We start from the raw sequence: 17,873 nt of genomic DNA, 5'->3' as shown, positions 1-17,873 counted from the left end.
GTACCGGTCAGGCGATGTCGATGCCGGAGCGGGCCGGGTCCGGCTCGTCTCCGGCGGAGGCGCGGCGCAGCAGGCCGGGCCCGAGCGGGTCGTCACCGAGGTCGTCGTCGGTCAGGTCGGGCCCGATCGGCTCCACCGCGACCGCCGGCGCCGGTACGGCCGCCGGGGCGGGCAGCGGCTCGGGCTCCGGCCGGCTGTCGGCGGCGCGGGGCGCCGGGGCGACAGGTCCGGCCGGCAGCAGCCGGGGCGGCACGGCACCCGGCGCGACGACAGGGGCGAGGCCGGCCACCACCGTGTTCACGATCTCGGCCGCGTACGCCCCGTCCGGGTCGTAGTCGGGGTCGAAGACGGTCAGCTCGACGCCGAGGCAGTGCGGGGTGTCGACCAGCCCGGCGAGCAGGATCTCCAGCTCGGCGAAGGCGATGCCGCCCGGGTCGGGCGCGTCCACGGCGGGCATCACCGCCGGGTCCAGCACGTCCACGTCGATGTGCACCCAGTAGCCGGCGCAGTCGACGAGCTGTTCGTGCGCCCACTGGGCGGTACGGGCGGCACCCTCGGCGCGCAGTGCCGGCACCGGCCGGGTGGTGATGCCGGCGGCCTGGAGGTCGAGCCGGTACTCGTCCTGCGCGCGGATGCCGAGCACCACCACGTCGATGTCCCGGAAGTACGGCCGGCGGCCCTCGATCGCGGCCAGGTCGGGCTGCCCCCGGCCGGTCACCAGGGCGAGATCCTCCCCGGCCGCCGCGCCGACGTAGGAGGCGTTGCCGGGGTGCCGGAAGTCGGAGTGGCCGTCGACGAAGACCAGCCCGATCCGCCCGCCGACCGCCTCGCCGAGGCGGTGCATGGCCAGCGCCGAGCCGAGCAGCACCGAGCAGTCGCCGCCGAGCACCAGCGGGAACTCACCCCGGTCGATGATCGCGCCGATCCGGTCGGCGAGCGCCACCGAGTACGCGGAGATCTCCGGCGCGTGGCAGACGCCGTCGCCTGGCCGCCAGTCCCCCGGGTCGTACCGCGGCGGGGTGAGGCAGCCGGCGTCGCGGGCCCGCAGCCGCGCGAGCAGGCCGTGGTCGCGCAGCGCACCAGGCGCCTTGCCGCACCCGGGGACGGAGCTCGCGGTGGGCGGGCGCAGTCCGAGGTTCGTCGGCGCGTCGAGGACGGCGATCCGGCGCATCATGGGCTCCCGTCCTCGGCGGTCGGGCGGGCCGGCGGTGCGCCGGCCCGCGCGGGTTGACTCAGAACAGCGCGCTGGCCAGGGCGCGTCGGGCGGAGGCCACGGCGGGGTCGTCCGGGCCGGCGATGGTGAACAGGCCGAGCAGGTGCTGGCGTACCCGGTCCCGGTCGTCCCCGGCGGTGCGCCGGACCAGGCCGACCAGCCGCTTGTACGCCTCGTCGGCGAGGCCGCTGAGCACCTCGATGTCGGCGGCGAGCAGCTGGGCGTCCACGTCGTCGGGGGCGGCCGCAGCGGCGTCGAGCGCGCCCTGCGGGTCCGCGCCGGCCACCCGGCGGGCCAGCCCGACCTGCGCCAGGCCCGCCTCCGCCGCCGCGTCCGCGGGCGACTCCGCCAGGATCTTCCGGTACGCCGCCTCGGCCGCGTCGAGGTCACCGCTCATCAGCGCGTCGTCGGCGGCGTCGAGGCGCGGGTCCTCCGGTTCGGCGACGGTGACGCCACCGGCCTTGAGGACCGCCTGGAGCCACTGTCGCAACTGCGACTCGGGGACCGGGCCGGGGAAGGCGTCGATCGGGCGCCCACCGACGATGGCGTACGTGGTGGGCAGCGTCTGGAGCTGGAACATCTGCGCGAGCCGCGGCTGCTGCTGCACGTCGACCCGGGCCAGCAGCCACGCTCCGCCGCCCTCGGCGGCCAGCCGCTCCAGCACCGGGGCGAACTGGTCGCTCTCCGGGTAGCCGGCGGCACCGAAGAAGACCACTACCGGTGTGGTGAGCGAGCGTTCGAGCACCTCGGACTGGATGTTCGCCTCGGTCACGTCGATCACGGCGGCGGAGCCGGCGGGGCTGCCCGGCAGCCCGGTCGGCCCAGCGCCCTGGGACGGTGTGGCGGATGAGGTGTCGGCCGGTGCGGGGGTGCGCAGCGCGCTGAGGTCGACCGCGCCGCGGGTGAAGATCGACGAGGTGATCCGTGGGTCGCTCATGGTTGTCTAGTCTCGCACGTACCCCGGGGATCTCCGACCACCCGCAACGCCCACGTCGCCACTCTCACCCCTGCTCAACCCCCGCGCCGCACCCCCACCCCCACCTCCCCGCGATCTTGCACTTTCCGCCCCGGCAAATGCGACGAATGCCGCGCGCGGAGGGCTCGAACTGCAAGATCGCGGGGGTGGGAGGGGGACGGGCGGGGTCAGAAACGCGCGGGCTCTCGGTAGACGCCCCACTCGGCGCGGAGGGCGTCGCAGATCTCGCCGAGGGTGGCCTCGGCGCGGACCGCGTCGAGCATGGCGGGGATCATGTTCTCGCCGGTCCGCGCCACCTCGACCATCCGCGCCACGGCGGCGGTGACTGCGGCGTCGTCGCGGGCCGACTTGCGCTCGGTCAGCACCCGGCGCTGCTCCAGCTCCACCTCGTGCGAGATGCGCAGGATCTCCAGGTCCTTGGCGACGGTGCCGGTGTGGCAGTTGACGCCGACGATCCGCTTGTCGCCCTTCTCCAGCGCCTGCTGGTAGACGAACGCCGACTCGGCGATGTGCCCGGTGAACCAGCCGTCCTCGATGCCGCGCAGGATGCCGGAGGTCATCGGGCCGATGGTGTGCGGGCCCTCGCCGCCGAGCTGCTTGATCCGGGCGAAGATCTCCTCCGCCTCGGCCTCGATCCGGTCGGTGAGCGCCTCGACGTACCAGGAGCCGCCGAGCGGGTCGGCCACGTTCGTCACGCCGGTCTCCTCCATCAGCACCTGCTGGGTCCGCAGGGCGATCTCGGCCGACTCGTCGGTGGGCAGGGCGAGCGTCTCGTCGAGCGCGTTGGTGTGCAGCGAGTTGGTGCCGCCGAGCACCGCGGCCAGGGCCTCCACGGCGGTGCGGACCACGTTGTTCACCGGCTGCTGCGCGGTCAGCGACACCCCGGCGGTCTGCGTGTGGAACCGCAGCCACTGCGCCTTCTCGCTGGTGGCGCCGTACACGTCGCGCAGCCAGCGGGCCCAGATCCGGCGGGCGGCGCGGAACTTGGCGATCTCCTCGAAGAAGTCCACATGCGAGTCGAAGAAGAAGCTCAGGCCGGGGGCGAACGTGTTCACGTCCAGCCCGCGCGACAGGCCCAGCTCGACGTACCCGAAGCCGTCGGCCAGCGTGTACGCCAGCTCCTGCGCGGCGGTCGAGCCGGCCTCGCGGATGTGGTAGCCGGAGACGGACAGCGGCTTGTACCGGGGGATCTCCCGCGCGCAGTACTCCATCAGGTCGCCGATGAGGCGCAGGTGCGGCTCGGGGTCGAACAGCCACTCCTTCTGCGCGATGTACTCCTTGAAGATGTCCGTCTGGAGCGTTCCGTCCAGCGTGGACAGGTCGGCGCCCTGCCGTTCGGCGGCGACCAGGTACATGCAGAAGACCGGCACGGCCGGGCCGGAGATGGTCATCGAGGTGGTCACGCCGGCCAGGTCGATGCCGTCGAACAGCACCTCCATGTCGGACGCCGAGTCGATCGCGACGCCACAGTGGCCGACCTCGCCGAGGGACTGCGGGTCGTCCGAGTCGCGGCCCATCAGCGTCGGCATGTCGAAGGCCACGGAGAGACCGCCGCCGCCGGCACCGAGGATCATCTTGTAGCGCTCGTTCGTCTGCCGCGCGTTGCCGAAGCCGGCGAACTGCCTGATGGTCCAGGTCCGCCCGCGGTAGCCGGTCGGATACAGACCCCTGGTGTACGGGAACTCGCCCGGCCAGCCGATCCGCTCGAACCCGGGGTACGGGGTGTCCTCCGGCGGGCCGTACACCGGCTCGACCGGCATTCCGGACAGCGTGGTGAAGTCCGCGTCGCGCTTGCGGGCGGCGTCGTAGCGGGCCTGCCAGCGGGCCCGACCGGCGGCGATCTCGTCAGCGTCCATGCGCGGAGCTCCTTCTCAAGTCGTCGTCCCGGTTCCGAGTGTAGAGCGAGATCCTGAACGATCCTTAAGGGCTCGCGTACCGGCCGGTAACCCTGCCACGGGCCCTGCCGGGACGCCCCATCACCGTCGATCCGCAGGTCAGGGCGCTGTCTCACGTGGCGGACGACTGCCCGGCGCAGCCTCCCGGCAGCCGGGTTCCCGTGCCACACTCCCGCCGTGGGCAATCGAATCGCGACCCGGCTGATTACCTAGGCGGCGTACGCCTCCGCGTGCGTCGCCGACCAAAGCGATCCTGTCGGCTCGTCCTAGTGAGGCCCCCGTGAGCGTGTCCGCATCCACCCCCGCAACCGTCGACCTTCCCCGGCCCGCCCCCGGCCGCCCGTACGACGAGCCCGCCGCCGAGCACGGCACGCCGTGCACGATGGTGGTCCACCTCGGCGTGGGTCACTCCACGACCGGCCTGCTCAAGGTGCTGTCCGTGCTGCACTCCCGCCGGGTCGCCGTGTCACACGTCCAGTACGTGCAGTGCCCCGATCGGTCCGCGGTGATGATCGTGGAGTGCTCCCCCGCCACGGCGCCGATGGAGACGGTCCGCAAGAGCGTCGCGAACGCCGTACCTGTGGTCAGCGTCAGCGTGCACAGCGCGCCGGCCCGCGACGGCGTCCGGCGCCTGCGGTCGGGCCGCGGCACCCACAGGTGACCGTCAGCCGGTGGGCTCCGGGCCACCGGCGCGCATGACGTCCCGGGCGGTGAGCGCCACGTGCAGCGACAGGCGCCGTTCGCTCGAGTCCAGGTCGACGCCGAGCACCCGCTCGATCAGCTCCAGCCGCTGGTAGAGCGCCGACCGCGACAGCGACATCGCGTCCGCCGCGCGCCGCTTGTTGCGCCCCTCCACCAGATACGTCTCCAGCAGCGCGACGTGGTTCGTGCCGTGGCGCTGGTCGTACGAGAGCAGCGGGCCCAGCTCGCGCTCGACGAACGTCTGCAGGCGCACGTCGTCGCGCAGCAGGTACAGCAGGCCCCGGAGGCGGACGTCGTGCAGCCGGTAGAACGGGCGCGGCTCGGCGGTGTGCACAGTCGCGTCGGCCACCTGCGCCGCCTCGGCGAGTGAGCGCCGGGCCAGGTCGAGCGTCCGGACCACCGACCCGGCGGCGACCACCACGTCCGCACCGGCCCGGTGGCCCGCCCGGGTGAGCGCGGCGGACAGGCTCCCCAGCGCCGCCTCGTCGGAGCCGGTCTCGTCGAGCGCGACGAGGAGGGTGACGCCGGTGCCGCCGGCCGCCTCGTCCACGTCGCCGACGAGCGCGGCGAGCCCGCACTCGCGTACCGCCGTCTCCACCGCGTCGAGCAGTTCCCGCCGGTTCGCGGTCCCGTCGGCGCCGGCGCCCGGAGCCGGCCGGCGCCGCCGGACCACGACGCCGAGCAGCCGGCGCTGCTCCAGGACGACGCCGAGCCCGCGCGCCCGCAGCGCCACGTCCCGGGTGGGCGCCGAGTGGGTGACGATGCTCAGCAGCAGGCTGCTGCGCGCCTGCCGCTCGACCGACGACGAGTCCCGGGCGACGAGCTGGTTCAGCGCGATGGTGGACGCGGCGCGTTCCAGCAGCACCCGGGTTCGGGCCGGCGGCTCCTGGTCGCACAGCAGCACGAGCCGCCCCCACCGGTTGCCGCGCGCCTCGACGCTCGTCACCAGCCAGCCCGAGCGCGGCTCGTAGCCGGTGCCGGACGGCACCTCGACCGCGCGCGAGCGGGTCTCCCAGCGGTCGAGCAGCTCCTCGGCGGTCAGCGGACCGGTCTCGTACGCCAGCACCTGGTGGGCGAGGTTCTCCAGCACCGCGGGCCGCCGGGACAGGCGGGTGATCTCGCGGAGCACCTGGCGGGGCTCGGCGCCCTCCACCGACAACTCGGTGAAGATGCGGTGGATCTCGTCCTTCGCGAGCAGGTCCGCCGTCTGCTCCTCGACGATCACCGAGTGGACGACCTCGGTCACGGCCACGAACCGCATCTCGCGCCGCAGGGCGATCAGGGGCAGGTTCCGGCTGCGGGCGTGCTCGACCAGCCCGGCCGGCAGCGTGCCGCCGAACCGGCGGCCCAGCTCGACCACCACGCCCGCCACGCCCACGGCCGCCAGGCCGTCGATCCACCGGCGCAGCCCGTCGTCGTCGGGGGGCAGGCCGATGCCCGTGGTCAGGACCAGCTCGCCACCGCGGAGCAGGTCGGCGATCTCGGGGATCTCGGCGACGTGCACCCAGCGCACCGGCGCGTCCAGCCGGTCCCGGCCCGCCAGGACGCGCGGCCCGGCCTGCTGCAGAGCCGGCAGTTCCAGCACGTCACGGACGGTCATCGGCATCGGAGCGCCTCCCCTTCCCTCCGGCGCACAGTATGTGCGCTTCCCGCGGACGGGAACGACACAGTGCCCATTGCCCGGACCTGGGGAAGCGCAGATGATCCCGGGCATGACCCAGACAGCACCCGGCACCGCGCCCGCTCCCGTCCCGCTGGAGCGGGTGACCCACTGGATCGACGGCAAGCCGTTCGCCGGAGTCACCGAGCGTACGGCCCCAGTCTACGATCCGGCGCTGGGCGCGGTCCGGACGGAGGTGCCGCTGGCCTCGGTCGACGAGGTGGACCAGGCCGTCGCGTCCGCCGCCGCCGCATTCGCCTCCTGGCGGACCTCGTCGCTGACCAAGCGCACCCAGGTGCTGTTCGCGTTCCGGGAGCTGGTCAACCAGCACAAGCAGGAGCTGGCCGAGCTGATCACGGCCGAGCACGGCAAGGTCGTCTCGGACGCCCTCGGCGAGGTCACCCGCGGCCTGGAGGTCGTCGAGTTCGCCTGCGGCATCCCGCACCTGCTCAAGGGCGGCTACTCGGAGGGCGTCTCCACGAACGTGGACGTCTACTCGATCCGGCAGCCGGTCGGCGTCTGCGCCGTCATCTCGCCGTTCAACTTCCCGGTGATGGTCCCGATGTGGTTCGTGCCCATCGCCATCGCGGCGGGCAACACCGTCGTGCTCAAGCCCAGCGAGAAGGACCCGTCCGCGTCGCTGCTCGTGGCCCGGCTCTGGGAGCAGGCCGGCCTGCCCGCCGGCGTGTTCAACGTGGTGCACGGCGACAAGGTCGCGGTGGACCGGCTGCTGGAGCACCCCGAGGTCAAGGCGGTGTCGTTCGTCGGCTCCACGCCGATCGCCCGGTACGTGTACGAGACCGGCACCCGCAACGGCAAGCGCGTCCAGGCCCTCGGCGGCGCCAAGAACCACATGGTGGTGCTGCCGGACGCCGACCTCGACCTGGCCGCCGACGCGGCGGTCAACGCCGGCTTCGGTTCGGCCGGCGAGCGGTGCATGGCGATCTCCGCCCTGGTGGTCGTCGAGCCCGTCGCCGACGACCTGGTGGCCCGGATCCGGGAGCGCATCGCCACGCTGAAGGTCGGTGACGGCCGGCGCTCCTGCGACATGGGTCCGCTGGTCACCAAGGAGCACCGCGACCGCGTCGCGTCGTACCTCGACGCCGGTGTCGAGGCCGGTGCCGAGCTGGTGGTGGACGGCCGCGAGGTGCGTGTCGACGGCGACGAGTCCGGGTTCTGGCTCGGGCCGAGCCTGCTGGACCGGGTGTCGCCGGAGATGAGCGTCTACACCGACGAGATCTTCGGGCCGGTGCTGTCGGTGGTGCGCGTCGGCAGCTACGACGAGGCGCTCGCGCTGGTGAACGCCAACCGGTACGGCAACGGCACGGCGATCTTCACGAACGACGGCGGCGCGGCCCGCCGCTTCCAGAACGAGGTCGAGGTCGGCATGGTCGGCGTCAACGTGCCGATCCCGGTGCCGATGGCCTACTACTCCTTCGGCGGCTGGAAGGACAGCCTCTTCGGCGACTCGCACGCCCACGGCGCCGAGGGCGTGCACTTCTTCACCCGCGGCAAGGTCGTCACCTCCCGGTGGCTCGACCCCAGCCACGGCGGCATCAACCTCGGCTTCCCCGAGAACGTCTGAGCAGCGGAGAGCGAACGCCGATGAGCAGCAGCGCACGACGCACCTACGAACTCGACCGCGCGCACGTCTTCCACTCCTGGTCCGCCCAGTCGCTGCTCGACCCGATGGTGGTCGAGCGCGCCGAGGGCTCGTACTTCTGGGACGGCGACGGGAACCGCTACCTGGACTTCTCGTCGCAGCTCGTCAACACCAACATCGGCCACCAGCACCCGGTGGTGGTCGCGGCGATCCAGGAGCAGGCGGCCCGTCTGTGCACGATCGCGCCGTCGTACGCCAACGACGTCCGCGGCGAGGCGGCCCGGCTGATCACCGAGCTGACCCCGGCGGGCCTTTCCAAGGTGTTCTTCACGAACGGCGGCGCGGACGCGATCGAGCACGCCGTCCGGATGGCCCGGCTGCACACCGGCCGGCCGAAGGTGCTGTCGCAGTACCGCAGCTACCACGGCGGCACCCAGACGGCGGTGAACCTCACCGGCGACCCGCGCCGCTGGCCCAGCGACAACGGCACCGCCGGGGTGGTGCACTTCTTCGGCCCGTTCCTGTACCGGTCGGAGTTCGGCGCCACGACCGAGGAGGAGGAGTGCGCGCTCGCGCTGCGCCACCTCGAACGCGTCGTGGAGATGGAGGGCCCGTCCACCATCGCCGCGATCGTGCTGGAGACGGTGCCGGGCACCGCCGGCATCATGCCGCCGCCGCCGGGCTTCCTCGCGGGCGTACGGGAGCTGTGCGACAGGCACGGCATCCTCTACATCGCCGACGAGGTGATGGCGGGCTTCGGGCGTACCGGCGCCTGGTTCGCGCTGGACCACTACGGCGTGACGCCCGACCTGATCACCTTCGCCAAGGGCGTGAACTCCGGTTACGTCCCGCTCGGCGGCGTGGTGATCGCCGACCACGTCGCCGACACGTTCGCCACCCGCGCCTACCCCGGCGGCCTGACCTACTCCGGTCACCCGCTGGCCACCGCCGCCGCCGTCGCGACCATCAACGTGATGCGCGACGAGCGGATCGTCGAGAACGCCGCCACGATCGGCGCCGACGTGCTGGGCCCGGGACTGCGTGAGCTGGCCGACCGGCACCCGAGCGTCGGTGACGTACGCGGGCTCGGCGTGTTCTGGGCGCTGGAACTGGTACGCGACCGCGAGACGAAGGAGCCGCTGGCGCCGTACGGGTCGTCGTCGCCGGAGATGAACGAGGTGCTGGCCGCGTGCAAGCGCGGCGGGCTCGTCGCGTTCGCGAACTTCAACCGGATCCACGTGGTGCCACCGTGCACCGTGTCGGAGACGGAGGCCAAGACGGGCCTGGCGATCCTCGACGAGGCGCTGACACTCGCCGACCGCCACACGGTCTGAGGCAATGCCCACCACCGCCCGCCGGGTCCACCCCGGCGGGCGGTCCCGTATCCGAGATCCGCGATACGGCCGGCGACCCCGGTGACGCGGAGACCGACGCACCCAGAAGGTGACGAATGACTACCGTAGATCTCGCCGACCCACCGGTCACCAACCCCTTCGCCGGCACCACCGGCCTTCCGCGTACGTCCGAGGGCTGGACCCAGCTCGTCACCCCGGACGGGCGCCTGCACCCGGACGTCGACGCCGACCGTGACGCCCTCGGCCGACTCACCCGCGACCTGTACCGGGGGATGCGGCTCGCGCGCCGCCTCGACGACGAGGCGTTCGCGTTGCAGCGACAGGGCGAGCTGGGCCTGTGGCTGCAGTGCCGCGGCCAGGAGGCGGCCCAGGTCGGCTCGGTCGCGGCGGTACGCGCCGACGACTACGTCTTCCCGAGCTACCGGGAGCACGCCGCAGCCCTGTGGCGCGGCATCGGCCCGGCCGACCTGCTCCGCCAGTGGCGCGGCGTCGCGCACAGCGGCTGGGACCCGGAGCCGTACTCGTTCCACATCTACACGCTGGTCCTGGCCGCCCAGCTGCTGCACGCCACCGGGTACGCCCTCGGGGTGCAGCGCGACGGCAGCGACACGGTGGTCGTGACGTACTTCGGTGACGGCGCCGCCAGCGAGGGCGACGCGAGCGAGGCGATGAACATCGCCGCCGTCAACGCCGCCCCGATGGTGTTCTTCTGCCAGAACAACCAGTGGGCCATCTCCACGCCGACCGCGTCGCAGACGCGTACCCCGATCCACCGGCGCGGCGCCGGGTTCGGCCTGCGCAGCGAGTGGGTCGACGGCAACGACGTGCTGGCGGTGTACGCGGTGACGTCAGCGGTGACCGAGCACGCCCGGTCCGGTGCCGGCCCCGCGATCGTCGAGGCCACCACGTACCGGATGGGCGGGCACAGCACGTCGGACGACCCGACCCGGTACCGCACCGACGGCGAGCTGGAGGCGTGGCGGGCGCGGGACCCGCTGGCCCGGGTCGAGGCGCTCATGCGCGCCGAGGGCTGGAGCGACGAGGTGTTCCTCGGCGAGATCCAGGCCGAGGCGGACGAACTCGCCGACCGGACCCGCCGGGAGTGCCTGGCCCTGACGGCGCCGGACCTCGCGGACGCCTTCGCCACCGTGCTGGCCGACGTGCCCCCGCTTCTGCGGGAGGAGCGCGACGCGTTCGTCGCCTACCGCGCCTCCTTCCTCGACTGACGCCCGCCCGCGATCGGAGAACTCGTTCATGCTCACCCTCTGTCAGGCACTGAACAGCGGCCTGCGCCGCGCCATGGAGGACGACGACAAGGTCCTCCTGATGGGCGAGGACGTCGGCCGGCTCGGCGGCGTCTTCCGGGTCACCGACGGTCTCCAGAAGGACTTCGGCGAGGCCCGGGTGGTGGACACCACCCTCGCCGAGTCCGGGATCGTCGGCACCGCCATCGGGCTGGCGCTGCGCGGGTACCGCCCGGTCTGCGAGATCCAGTTCGACGGCTTCGTCTACCCCGCGTTCAACCAGATCGTCTCCCAGCTCGCGAAGATGCGGGCCCGCACCGGCGGCCGTACCGCCCTGCCGGTGGTGGTGCGCATCCCGGTGGGTGGCGGCATCGGCGCGGTGGAGCACCACAGCGAGTCGAACGAGGCGTACTTCGCGCACACCGCCGGGCTGCGGGTCGTCTACTGCGCCAGCCCGGACGACGCGCACTGGATGATCCGCCAGGCCGTCGCCGGTGACGACCCGGTCATCTTCTACGAGCCGAAGCGCCGCTACTGGGTCAAGGGCGAGGTGACCCCCGCCGGGCCGCCACTGCCGCTGGACCGCGCCCGGACCGTGCGGCCGGGCAGCGACGTGACGCTGCTGACGTACGGCGGCACCGTCGCCACCTGCGTCGCCGCCGCCGAGGCCGCGGCACCGGAGGGGCGCGACATCGAGGTGATCGACCTGCGGTCCATCTCCCCGCTGGACGTGGCGACCATCGAGGAGTCGGTCCGCCGTACCGGCCGGGCGGTGGTGGTCCACGAGGCCCCCACGTTCGCCGGGTTCGGTGCCGAGGTCGTCGCGCAGGTGACGACCCGGTGCTTCTACTCGCTGGAGGCGCCGGTCGAGCGGGTCGGTGGCTTCAACCTGCCGTACCCGCCGGCCAAGGTCGAGGAGGAGTACCTGCCCGACCTGGACCGGATCCTCGACGCCGTCGACCGCGTCCTGGCCGCGTGAAGGGAGAGGTACCCGTGAACGTTCAGCAGTTCCGCCTGCCCGACGTCGGCGAGGGCCTCACCGAGGCCGAGATCGTCACCTGGCGGGTCGCCCCCGGCGATCCGGTCGGCCTCAACGACGTCATCGTGGACATCGAGACCGCCAAGGCCGTGGTCGAGCTGCCCAGCCCGTACGCCGGTGTGGTGGACCGCCTGCTGGCCGAGGAGGGGCAGACAGTCGAGGTCGGCTCGCCGATCATCGCGATCCGGGTGCCGGGTGACGGCCCGGCGGCGCCGTCCGCCGACGAACCGCCGACCGGCGACGAACCGGCCGCCGAGGAACCGGCGGCGGAGCGTACCGCGGTGCTCGTGGGCTACGGGGTGTCCGCGCAGGCGCGGACCCGCCGGCCGCGTCGCGCGACGCCGTCCGTCCGCCCGGCCGAGCCGGTCCGCGGGCCGCACACGTCCCGGCCGCCGGTGCTCACCAAGCCGCCGCTGCGCAAGCTCGCGAAGGACCTCGGCGTGGAGCTGGCCGACATCCGCGGCAGCGGCCCCGGCGGCCGGATCACCCGCCAGGACCTGCTCGACCACACCACCGTCCCGGCGCCGGTGGCCGACCAGCGGCGGGACGAGCGCCTGCCCGTGCGCGGGGTCCGCAAGGCGACCGCCGCCGCGATGGTCGCCAGCGCGTTCACCGCGCCGCACGTCACCGAGTTCCTCACCGTCGACATGACCGGCACCGTCGAGTTCGTGGACCGGCTGAAGCAGGATCCGGCGTTCCAGGGGGTGAAGGTCAGCCCGCTGCTCGTGGCGTCGCTCGCGGTGCTGGACGCGGTCCGCCGGTACCCGGACGTCAACGCCCGGTGGGACGAGGAGAACCAGGAGATCGTCCGGTTCGCCGACGTCAACCTGGGCATCGCCGCCGCGACGCCGCGCGGTCTGCTGGTGCCGAACGTCAAGGCCGCGCAGAACCTTCCGGTACGGGACCTCGCGGTCGCGCTGAACGAGCTGGCGAGCACCGCGCGGGAGGGCCGTACCCGTCCCGCCGACCTGTCCGGCGGAACGATCACCATCACCAACATCGGCGTGTTCGGGGTGGACGCCGGCACCCCGATCCTCAACCCCGGTGAGGCGGCGATCCTCTGCCTCGGCGCACTGCGCCGGATGCCGTGGGTGGTCGACGAGCAGGTCGTTCCCCGGTGGACGGTGCAGTTGTCGCTGTCGTTCGACCACCGGCTGGTGGACGGGGAACTGGGCAGCCGGGTACTCGCCCACGTCGGGCGGTTCCTGGAGGACCCGCTGTGGGGTCTGGCCCTGCGCTGAGGCCCCGGCAGACGGACGGCGCGTGGACGGACAAGGAGGTCCGTCCACGCGCCGTCGCCGTACGCGCGGGCGCGCGTCAGTCCACGACCTCGAACCCGACGCCGGCCGACGGACGCGGCGCGACGTCGCCCGCCGGTGCGATGGGCTCACCGACCTCCTCGGACGCGGCGAGGCGGAACCGCACGTACTCCAGCTCGCCGGAGAACTCGTGCCGGGCCGGGTAGCTCGACGACACCGGCGAGTGGATGCTGCGCCCGACGTCCATGCCCGCGAACCCGTGGAAGAACGGCAGCAGTCGCGGGAACAGCGCCTCGCCCGCCGCCTCGCCGTCCACGTAGAGGCGGCCGGTGCCCTGGCAGTCGGCCGTCTTCGTCAGCTCGAAGGTCAGCTCCACCGGGCCCAGCGGCAACTCGCCCTCGGACCGCAGCACGTAGTGGGTGCCGAGGTGGTTGTACTCGTACACCAGGTGGTTGTCCTTGATGTGCAGCACGTAGCCGCCGCTGACGTTGCCGAGCACCACGATCACGCCGCCCTGCGCGGCGTCGGTGCGGTGCACCCGCGCGGTGATGGCGTGCGAGCGGTTCATCGTCGGCGGCACCGCCGCGCCGGAGATCGTCGGCACACCGGCCAGGTAGGTGAAGTCCAGCCGGTCCCGCACCGATCCGGGTCGCGGCACCCGGGCCCGGATGGCGAATCCCCTGTCGTCAAGCGGCAGCACGTCGTAGCGGGCCGCCTCGATCCAGAACTCCTCGATGAGGCGCCGCAGCACCTCCGGGTGCTCGGCGGCCAGGTCGCGGCTCTCGGTCGGGTCCTCGTCGATCCGGTACAGCTCCCAGCGGTCCTCGTCCCAGGAGGTGCCCCGCTCGTGGAACGCGACAGCCTTCCAGCCCTGGTGGTAGATGCCGCGGTGGCCGAACATCTCGAAGTACTGGCGGTCCCGCGACGGCGGCGCCGCCGGGTCGCGCAGCCCGTCGCGGAAGCTGCGGCCGTGCAGCGGCATCTGCGGTACGCCCCGCGCACCGCGGGCGGCCGCACCCCGACGAGGTCCAGCACCGTCGCGGTGACGTCGATGCTGTGCTGGAACTGCGTCCGCAGCTCGCCGCCGGGTACGTCACCGGCCGGCCAGCTCAGCACGAACGGCACCCGCACCCCGCCCTCGTGGGTGTGCTGCTTGTAGCGGCGGAACGGGGTGTTGCTGACCTGCGCCCAGCCCAGCGGATAGTTGCTCTGCGCGCGCGGGCCACCGATCTCGTCGATCCGGGCCAGGCTGTCCTGGAGGTTCTCCGGCACCCGGTTCTGGAACGCGGTGGGGTTGAGCGTGCCGAGGGGCGTGCCCTCGGGGCTCGCGCCGTTGTCCGACATGACGACGAACACGGTGTTGTCGAGCCGGCCGATCCGCTCCAGGAAGTCGACCAGGCGCCCGAGCTGGGCGTCGGTGTGGTCGACCATCGCCGCGTACGCCTCCTGCATGCGGGCGAACAGGCGCCGCTGCTCCGGCGGCACGTCGTCCCACGGCACGACGCCGGGGTTGTGCGGTGGCAGCGGCGCTTCCGGCGGGATGATGCCGAGCCCGATCTGCCGCCGGTGCCGGTCCGCGCGGACGACGTCCCAGCCGGCGTCGTAGCGGCCCCGGTACTTCGCCAGGTAGTCCGGCGGGGCCTGGTGCGGGGCGTGCGCCGCGGCGTACGCCAGGTAGAGGAAGAACGGCTTCTCCGGGGTGAACGAGGTCTGGTCCCGGACGAACCCGATGGCCCGGTCGGTCAGGTCCTCGGTGAGGTGGTAGCCCTCCTCCGGGGTGGCCGGCGGGTCCACCTGGTGGTTGTCGTACACCAGCTCCGGATAGAAGTTGTCGGTCTCGGCCTCCAGGAAGCCGTAGTACCGCTCGAAGCCGCGGCCCAGCGGCCACTGGTCGTACGGGCCGGACGGCGTGGTGTGCTCCAGCGGCGCGACGTGCCACTTGCCGACCGCCATCGTGTTGAACCCGGCGTCGGCGAGCATCTCCGCGACTGTGGCCGCGGCGTGGGTGATCCGCCCCCGCCCGCTCGGGAAGCCGCTGTCGAAGTTGGACAGCATGCGCATGCCGACGCTGTGGTGGTTGCGGCCGGTGAGCACGCTGGCCCGGGTCGGCGAGCACAGCGGCGAGGTGTGGAAGTTGGTGTACCGCAGCCCGGAGGCGGCCAGGCGGTCGATCGTCGGGGTGTCGATCTCGGCGCCGAAGCAGCCGAAGTCGGCGAACCCGACGTCGTCCAGCAGCACGTACACCACGTTCGGCGTACCCGCGGCGGCCGACGGCGGCGCGCTCCAGTGCTCCGTCGACTCGCCGTAGGTGCGTCCGATGGTCCCCTCGTACGGAGGGTCCGCCAGAGGTCCGGTCACGGTACGCCTCAGCCGGCCGTCGTGCCGCCGTCGAGGACGAGCGTGTGGCCCGTGATCATGCGCGCCTCGTCGCTGGCGAGGAACACCACCGCGTCGGCGGAGTCGCGCGGCGTCGCCATGCGGCCCAGCGGGATCGACGCCCGGAAGTTCTCCCGCGCGCTGTCCGGCACGTCGCCCATCCCGCCCAGGAACGCCGAGAGCATCGGCGTCTCGGTCGCCGCCGGGGCGATCGCGTTGACCCGGACGCCGTGCGGCGCGAGCTCCAGCGCCAGCGCCTTCATCAGGCCGATGACGCCGTGCTTGGCGGCGGTGTACGGCGCGTACCGGGGACGGGCGATGACGGCCTGCAGCGACGCGGTGAACACGATCGCGCCGCCACCGGCCTCGATCAGCGCGGGCGCGGCGGCCTGCGCGGTCCAGAACGCACCCTTGAGGTTCACGTCGACCACGCGGTCCAGCGTCGCCTCGTCCACCTCGTCGAGCGGGCCGGTGAACGGCGTACCGGCGTTCGCGTGCATGAGGTCGAGCCGGCCGAACCGCTCGACGGCGGTCTCGACGGCGGCGCGGCAGTCGGCGGCCCGGGTGACGTCGCAGGCCACGCCGACCACGGCGGACCCGAAGCCGGCGGCGGCCCCGGCGGCGCGGTCGCCGTCGAGGTCGGCGATGACGACGCGCGCGCCCTCCTCGACGAGCCGGCCGACGGTGGCCAGTCCGATGCCGCTGGCGCCTCCGGTGACGACGGCGACGCGGTCAACCAACCTCATGTGCTGCTCCTGTTGAATCGGTCCAGGAGGTCGCCGCTCAGGGTGGGCACCGCGGACAGCAGCCTCTGGGTGTAGGGGTGCCGGGGGTCGGAGTAGATCGATTCGGTGTCACCCGTCTCGACGATCCGGCCCTGGTTCATCACCGCGATCCGGTCGCAGAGGTACCGGACGACGGACAGGTCGTGGGAGACCAGGATCAGGGTCAGCTTGAACTGCTCGGCCAGGTCGGTGAGCAGGTTGAGGATCTGCGCGCGGACCGAGACGTCGAGCGCGCTGACCGGCTCGTCGCCGACGATGACCTTCGGCCCGGCCGCGAGGGCGCGGGCGATGGCGATGCGCTGCCGCTGGCCGCCGGAGAACTGGTGCGGGTAGCGGGTCACCGCCTCCTCGGGCAGACCCACCGAGTGCATCAGCTCGGCGACGCGGGCCCGGTGGTCGCCGGGCAGGCGCAGCGCGCGCATCGGCTCCGCGATGATGTCCGCGACGCGCATGCGCGGGTTCAGCGACGACATCGGGTCCTGGAGCACCATCTGCACGTCGCGGCGCAGGAACCCGAGCCGCCGCTCCGGTACGCCGCTGATCCGCTGCCCGTTGTAGTACGCGGTGCCGGACGTCGGCTGGTCGAGGGCCATGAGGATGCGCGACAGCGTGGACTTGCCGGAGCCGCTCTCCCCCACGATGCCGAACGCCTCGCCCTCGTGGACCTGCACGCTCACGCCGTCGAGCGCGCGGATCGGCTGGCCCGGCGTACGCAGCGACCGCCGCGGGGCGCGGTACTCGCGCACCACGTCGACGGCTTCCAGCAACGGGGTGGTGGTCATGCGCTGGCCTTCCCGCTTCCTAGGGGCTGGTCGCTCTCGATCGGGTGGTGGCAGGCGGCCCGCTGGGTGCTGCCGGGCGGCGCCGTCAGCAGCGGCACCGTGCCGCAGACGTCGTCGGCGCGCGGGCATCGGTTGCGGTAGACGCAGCCGGTGGGGAACGAACCGAGCGACGGGACGCGGCCCGGGATCGTCGACAGCCGGCCGCTTCCGTCGGTGCTCTCCAGCACCGTGGACGCCCGCAGGCCCGCCGTGTACGGGTGCCGGGGCGAGTCGAACACCGTCGCCACGTCGCCGTGCTCGACGATCGAGCCGCCGTACATGACGAGCAGTTCCTCGCAGATGCTGGCGACGACGGGCAGGTCGTGCGTGATGAGCAGCAGCGACGCGCCCTCCTCGCGCACCAGCGTGTCCATCAGCCGCAGCATCTCCGCCTGCACCGTGACGTCCAGCGCGGTGGTGGGCTCGTCCGCGACCAGCACGGCCGGGTCGCACGCGAGCGCGATGGCGAGCACGACGCGCTGCCGCTGACCGCCGGAGAGCTGGTGCGGGTACTTGCGCGCGGTCCGGTCGGGCTCGGGCAGCTGGACCCGTTCGAGCAGTTCGACGGCCCGGGCCGAGGCCGCCGCGCGGTTCATGCCCTTGTGCAGCCGCAGCGACTCGGCGACCTGGTTGCCGACCCGCATCAGCGGGTTGAGCGCCGTCATCGGCTCCTGGAACACCATGGCGATGTCGTTGCCGCGGACCGCGCACATCTCCCTGTCGGACAGGTCGAGCAGGTTGCGGCCGTTCAGCAGCACCCGCCCGGACGCGGTCACGCCGTGGGGCAGCAGGCCCATCAGCGCGAGCGCGGTCAGGGACTTGCCGCAGCCGGACTCGCCGATCAGCCCCATCCGCCGGCCCCGCCCGATCTCGAACGAGACGCCCTTGACGGCCTGGATGTCGTGGACCTTGACGACGAGGTCCTCCACCACGAGCCCGCTCACG

General features: G+C 73.0%; 15 protein-coding genes. 6 read left to right on the top strand and 9 right to left on the bottom strand.

The features are described 5' to 3' along the window. Window positions 1–7: 7 nt before the first annotated feature. The 3 genes from OC439_RS15680 to OC439_RS15670 all read right to left on the bottom strand — a co-directional run bounded on the left by OC439_RS15680 (window position 8) and on the right by OC439_RS15670 (window position 4,045). On the bottom strand, window positions 8–1,174 hold the full coding sequence (locus OC439_RS15680) for an arginase family protein (protein WP_262014054.1): 1,167 nt from the start codon (window positions 1,172–1,174) through the stop codon (window positions 8–10). A 58-nt stretch (window positions 1,175–1,232) separates the two neighbouring features. Continuing rightward, on the bottom strand, window positions 1,233–2,150 hold the full coding sequence (locus OC439_RS15675; protein WP_047890550.1) for a tetratricopeptide repeat protein: 918 nt from the start codon (window positions 2,148–2,150) through the stop codon (window positions 1,233–1,235). 206 nt (window positions 2,151–2,356) lie between these two features. Beyond that, window positions 2,357–4,045, bottom strand: coding sequence for a methylmalonyl-CoA mutase (locus tag OC439_RS15670; RefSeq protein WP_262014053.1), 1,689 nt, complete (start codon window positions 4,043–4,045; stop codon window positions 2,357–2,359). A 319-nt stretch (window positions 4,046–4,364) separates the two neighbouring features. Here OC439_RS15670 and OC439_RS15665 point away from each other — a divergent pair, with 319 nt between their 5' ends. Further along, window positions 4,365–4,745: a hypothetical protein gene (locus OC439_RS15665; RefSeq protein WP_262014052.1), complete on the top strand. Its 381-nt coding sequence runs from the start codon at window positions 4,365–4,367 to the stop codon at window positions 4,743–4,745. A gap of 3 nt (window positions 4,746–4,748) precedes the next feature. On the opposite strand, the gene OC439_RS15660 is transcribed toward OC439_RS15665, so the two are convergent. Further along, window positions 4,749–6,392: a PucR family transcriptional regulator gene (locus OC439_RS15660; protein ID WP_262014051.1), complete on the bottom strand. Its 1,644-nt coding sequence runs from the start codon at window positions 6,390–6,392 to the stop codon at window positions 4,749–4,751. Between the two features lie 106 nt (window positions 6,393–6,498). Here OC439_RS15660 and OC439_RS15655 point away from each other — a divergent pair, with 106 nt between their 5' ends. The 5 genes from OC439_RS15655 (at window position 6,499) to OC439_RS15635 (ending at window position 12,928) form a co-directional block, all read left to right on the top strand. Beyond that, window positions 6,499–8,031 carry a CoA-acylating methylmalonate-semialdehyde dehydrogenase gene (locus tag OC439_RS15655; RefSeq protein WP_410054930.1) on the top strand — a complete coding sequence of 511 codons (1,533 nt, stop codon included), beginning with the start codon at window positions 6,499–6,501 and terminating at the stop codon, window positions 8,029–8,031. A 20-nt stretch (window positions 8,032–8,051) separates the two neighbouring features. Then, complete coding sequence (locus OC439_RS15650) at window positions 8,052–9,383, top strand: aspartate aminotransferase family protein (protein ID WP_262014050.1); 1,332 nt, start codon at window positions 8,052–8,054, stop codon at window positions 9,381–9,383. 116 nt (window positions 9,384–9,499) lie between these two features. Continuing rightward, window positions 9,500–10,630: a thiamine pyrophosphate-dependent dehydrogenase E1 component subunit alpha gene (locus OC439_RS15645; RefSeq protein ID WP_262014049.1), complete on the top strand. Its 1,131-nt coding sequence runs from the start codon at window positions 9,500–9,502 to the stop codon at window positions 10,628–10,630. A gap of 28 nt (window positions 10,631–10,658) precedes the next feature. Beyond that, window positions 10,659–11,627 carry an alpha-ketoacid dehydrogenase subunit beta gene (locus tag OC439_RS15640; protein WP_262014048.1) on the top strand — a complete coding sequence of 323 codons (969 nt, stop codon included), beginning with the start codon at window positions 10,659–10,661 and terminating at the stop codon, window positions 11,625–11,627. A gap of 14 nt (window positions 11,628–11,641) precedes the next feature. Then, the gene (locus OC439_RS15635) at window positions 11,642–12,928 is read left to right on the top strand and encodes a dihydrolipoamide acetyltransferase family protein (protein ID WP_262014047.1); all 1,287 of its coding nucleotides are present in this window, start codon (window positions 11,642–11,644) and stop codon (window positions 12,926–12,928) included. A gap of 76 nt (window positions 12,929–13,004) precedes the next feature. Here the strand turns inward: OC439_RS15635 and OC439_RS15630 are convergent, their stop codons facing one another. Genes OC439_RS15630 through OC439_RS15610 form a run of 5 tightly spaced genes read right to left on the bottom strand, consistent with a single transcriptional unit; the run spans window position 13,005 to window position 17,872 of the window. Beyond that, window positions 13,005–13,586, bottom strand: a complete 582-nt coding sequence (locus OC439_RS15630; protein ID WP_262014046.1) for a hypothetical protein — start codon at window positions 13,584–13,586, stop codon at window positions 13,005–13,007. Further along, complete coding sequence (locus OC439_RS15625; protein WP_262014045.1) at window positions 13,511–15,304, bottom strand: arylsulfatase; 1,794 nt, start codon at window positions 15,302–15,304, stop codon at window positions 13,511–13,513. The genes OC439_RS15630 and OC439_RS15625 overlap by 76 nt, the downstream gene beginning before the upstream one ends. A gap of 8 nt (window positions 15,305–15,312) precedes the next feature. Beyond that, window positions 15,313–16,068 carry an SDR family NAD(P)-dependent oxidoreductase gene (locus tag OC439_RS15620; RefSeq protein WP_262014044.1) on the bottom strand — a complete coding sequence of 252 codons (756 nt, stop codon included), beginning with the start codon at window positions 16,066–16,068 and terminating at the stop codon, window positions 15,313–15,315. Continuing rightward, on the bottom strand, window positions 16,065–16,889 hold the full coding sequence (locus OC439_RS15615) for an ATP-binding cassette domain-containing protein (protein ID WP_262014043.1): 825 nt from the start codon (window positions 16,887–16,889) through the stop codon (window positions 16,065–16,067). Before OC439_RS15615 ends, OC439_RS15620 begins: the two co-directional genes overlap by 4 nt. Then, a complete protein-coding gene (locus OC439_RS15610) occupies window positions 16,886–17,872 on the bottom strand; it encodes an ABC transporter ATP-binding protein (RefSeq protein WP_262014042.1) in 987 nt (328 codons plus the stop codon). Before OC439_RS15610 ends, OC439_RS15615 begins: the two co-directional genes overlap by 4 nt. Between the last annotated feature and the right edge of the window lies 1 nt (window position 17,873).

The organism is Micromonospora sp. Mcm103 (assembly GCF_024519755.1).
GTDB lineage: Bacteria > Actinomycetota > Actinomycetes > Mycobacteriales > Micromonosporaceae > Micromonospora > Micromonospora aurantiaca.
The sequence above is the reverse complement of the archived record's forward strand: the minus strand, read 5'-3'. Positions and strand labels throughout refer to the sequence as shown.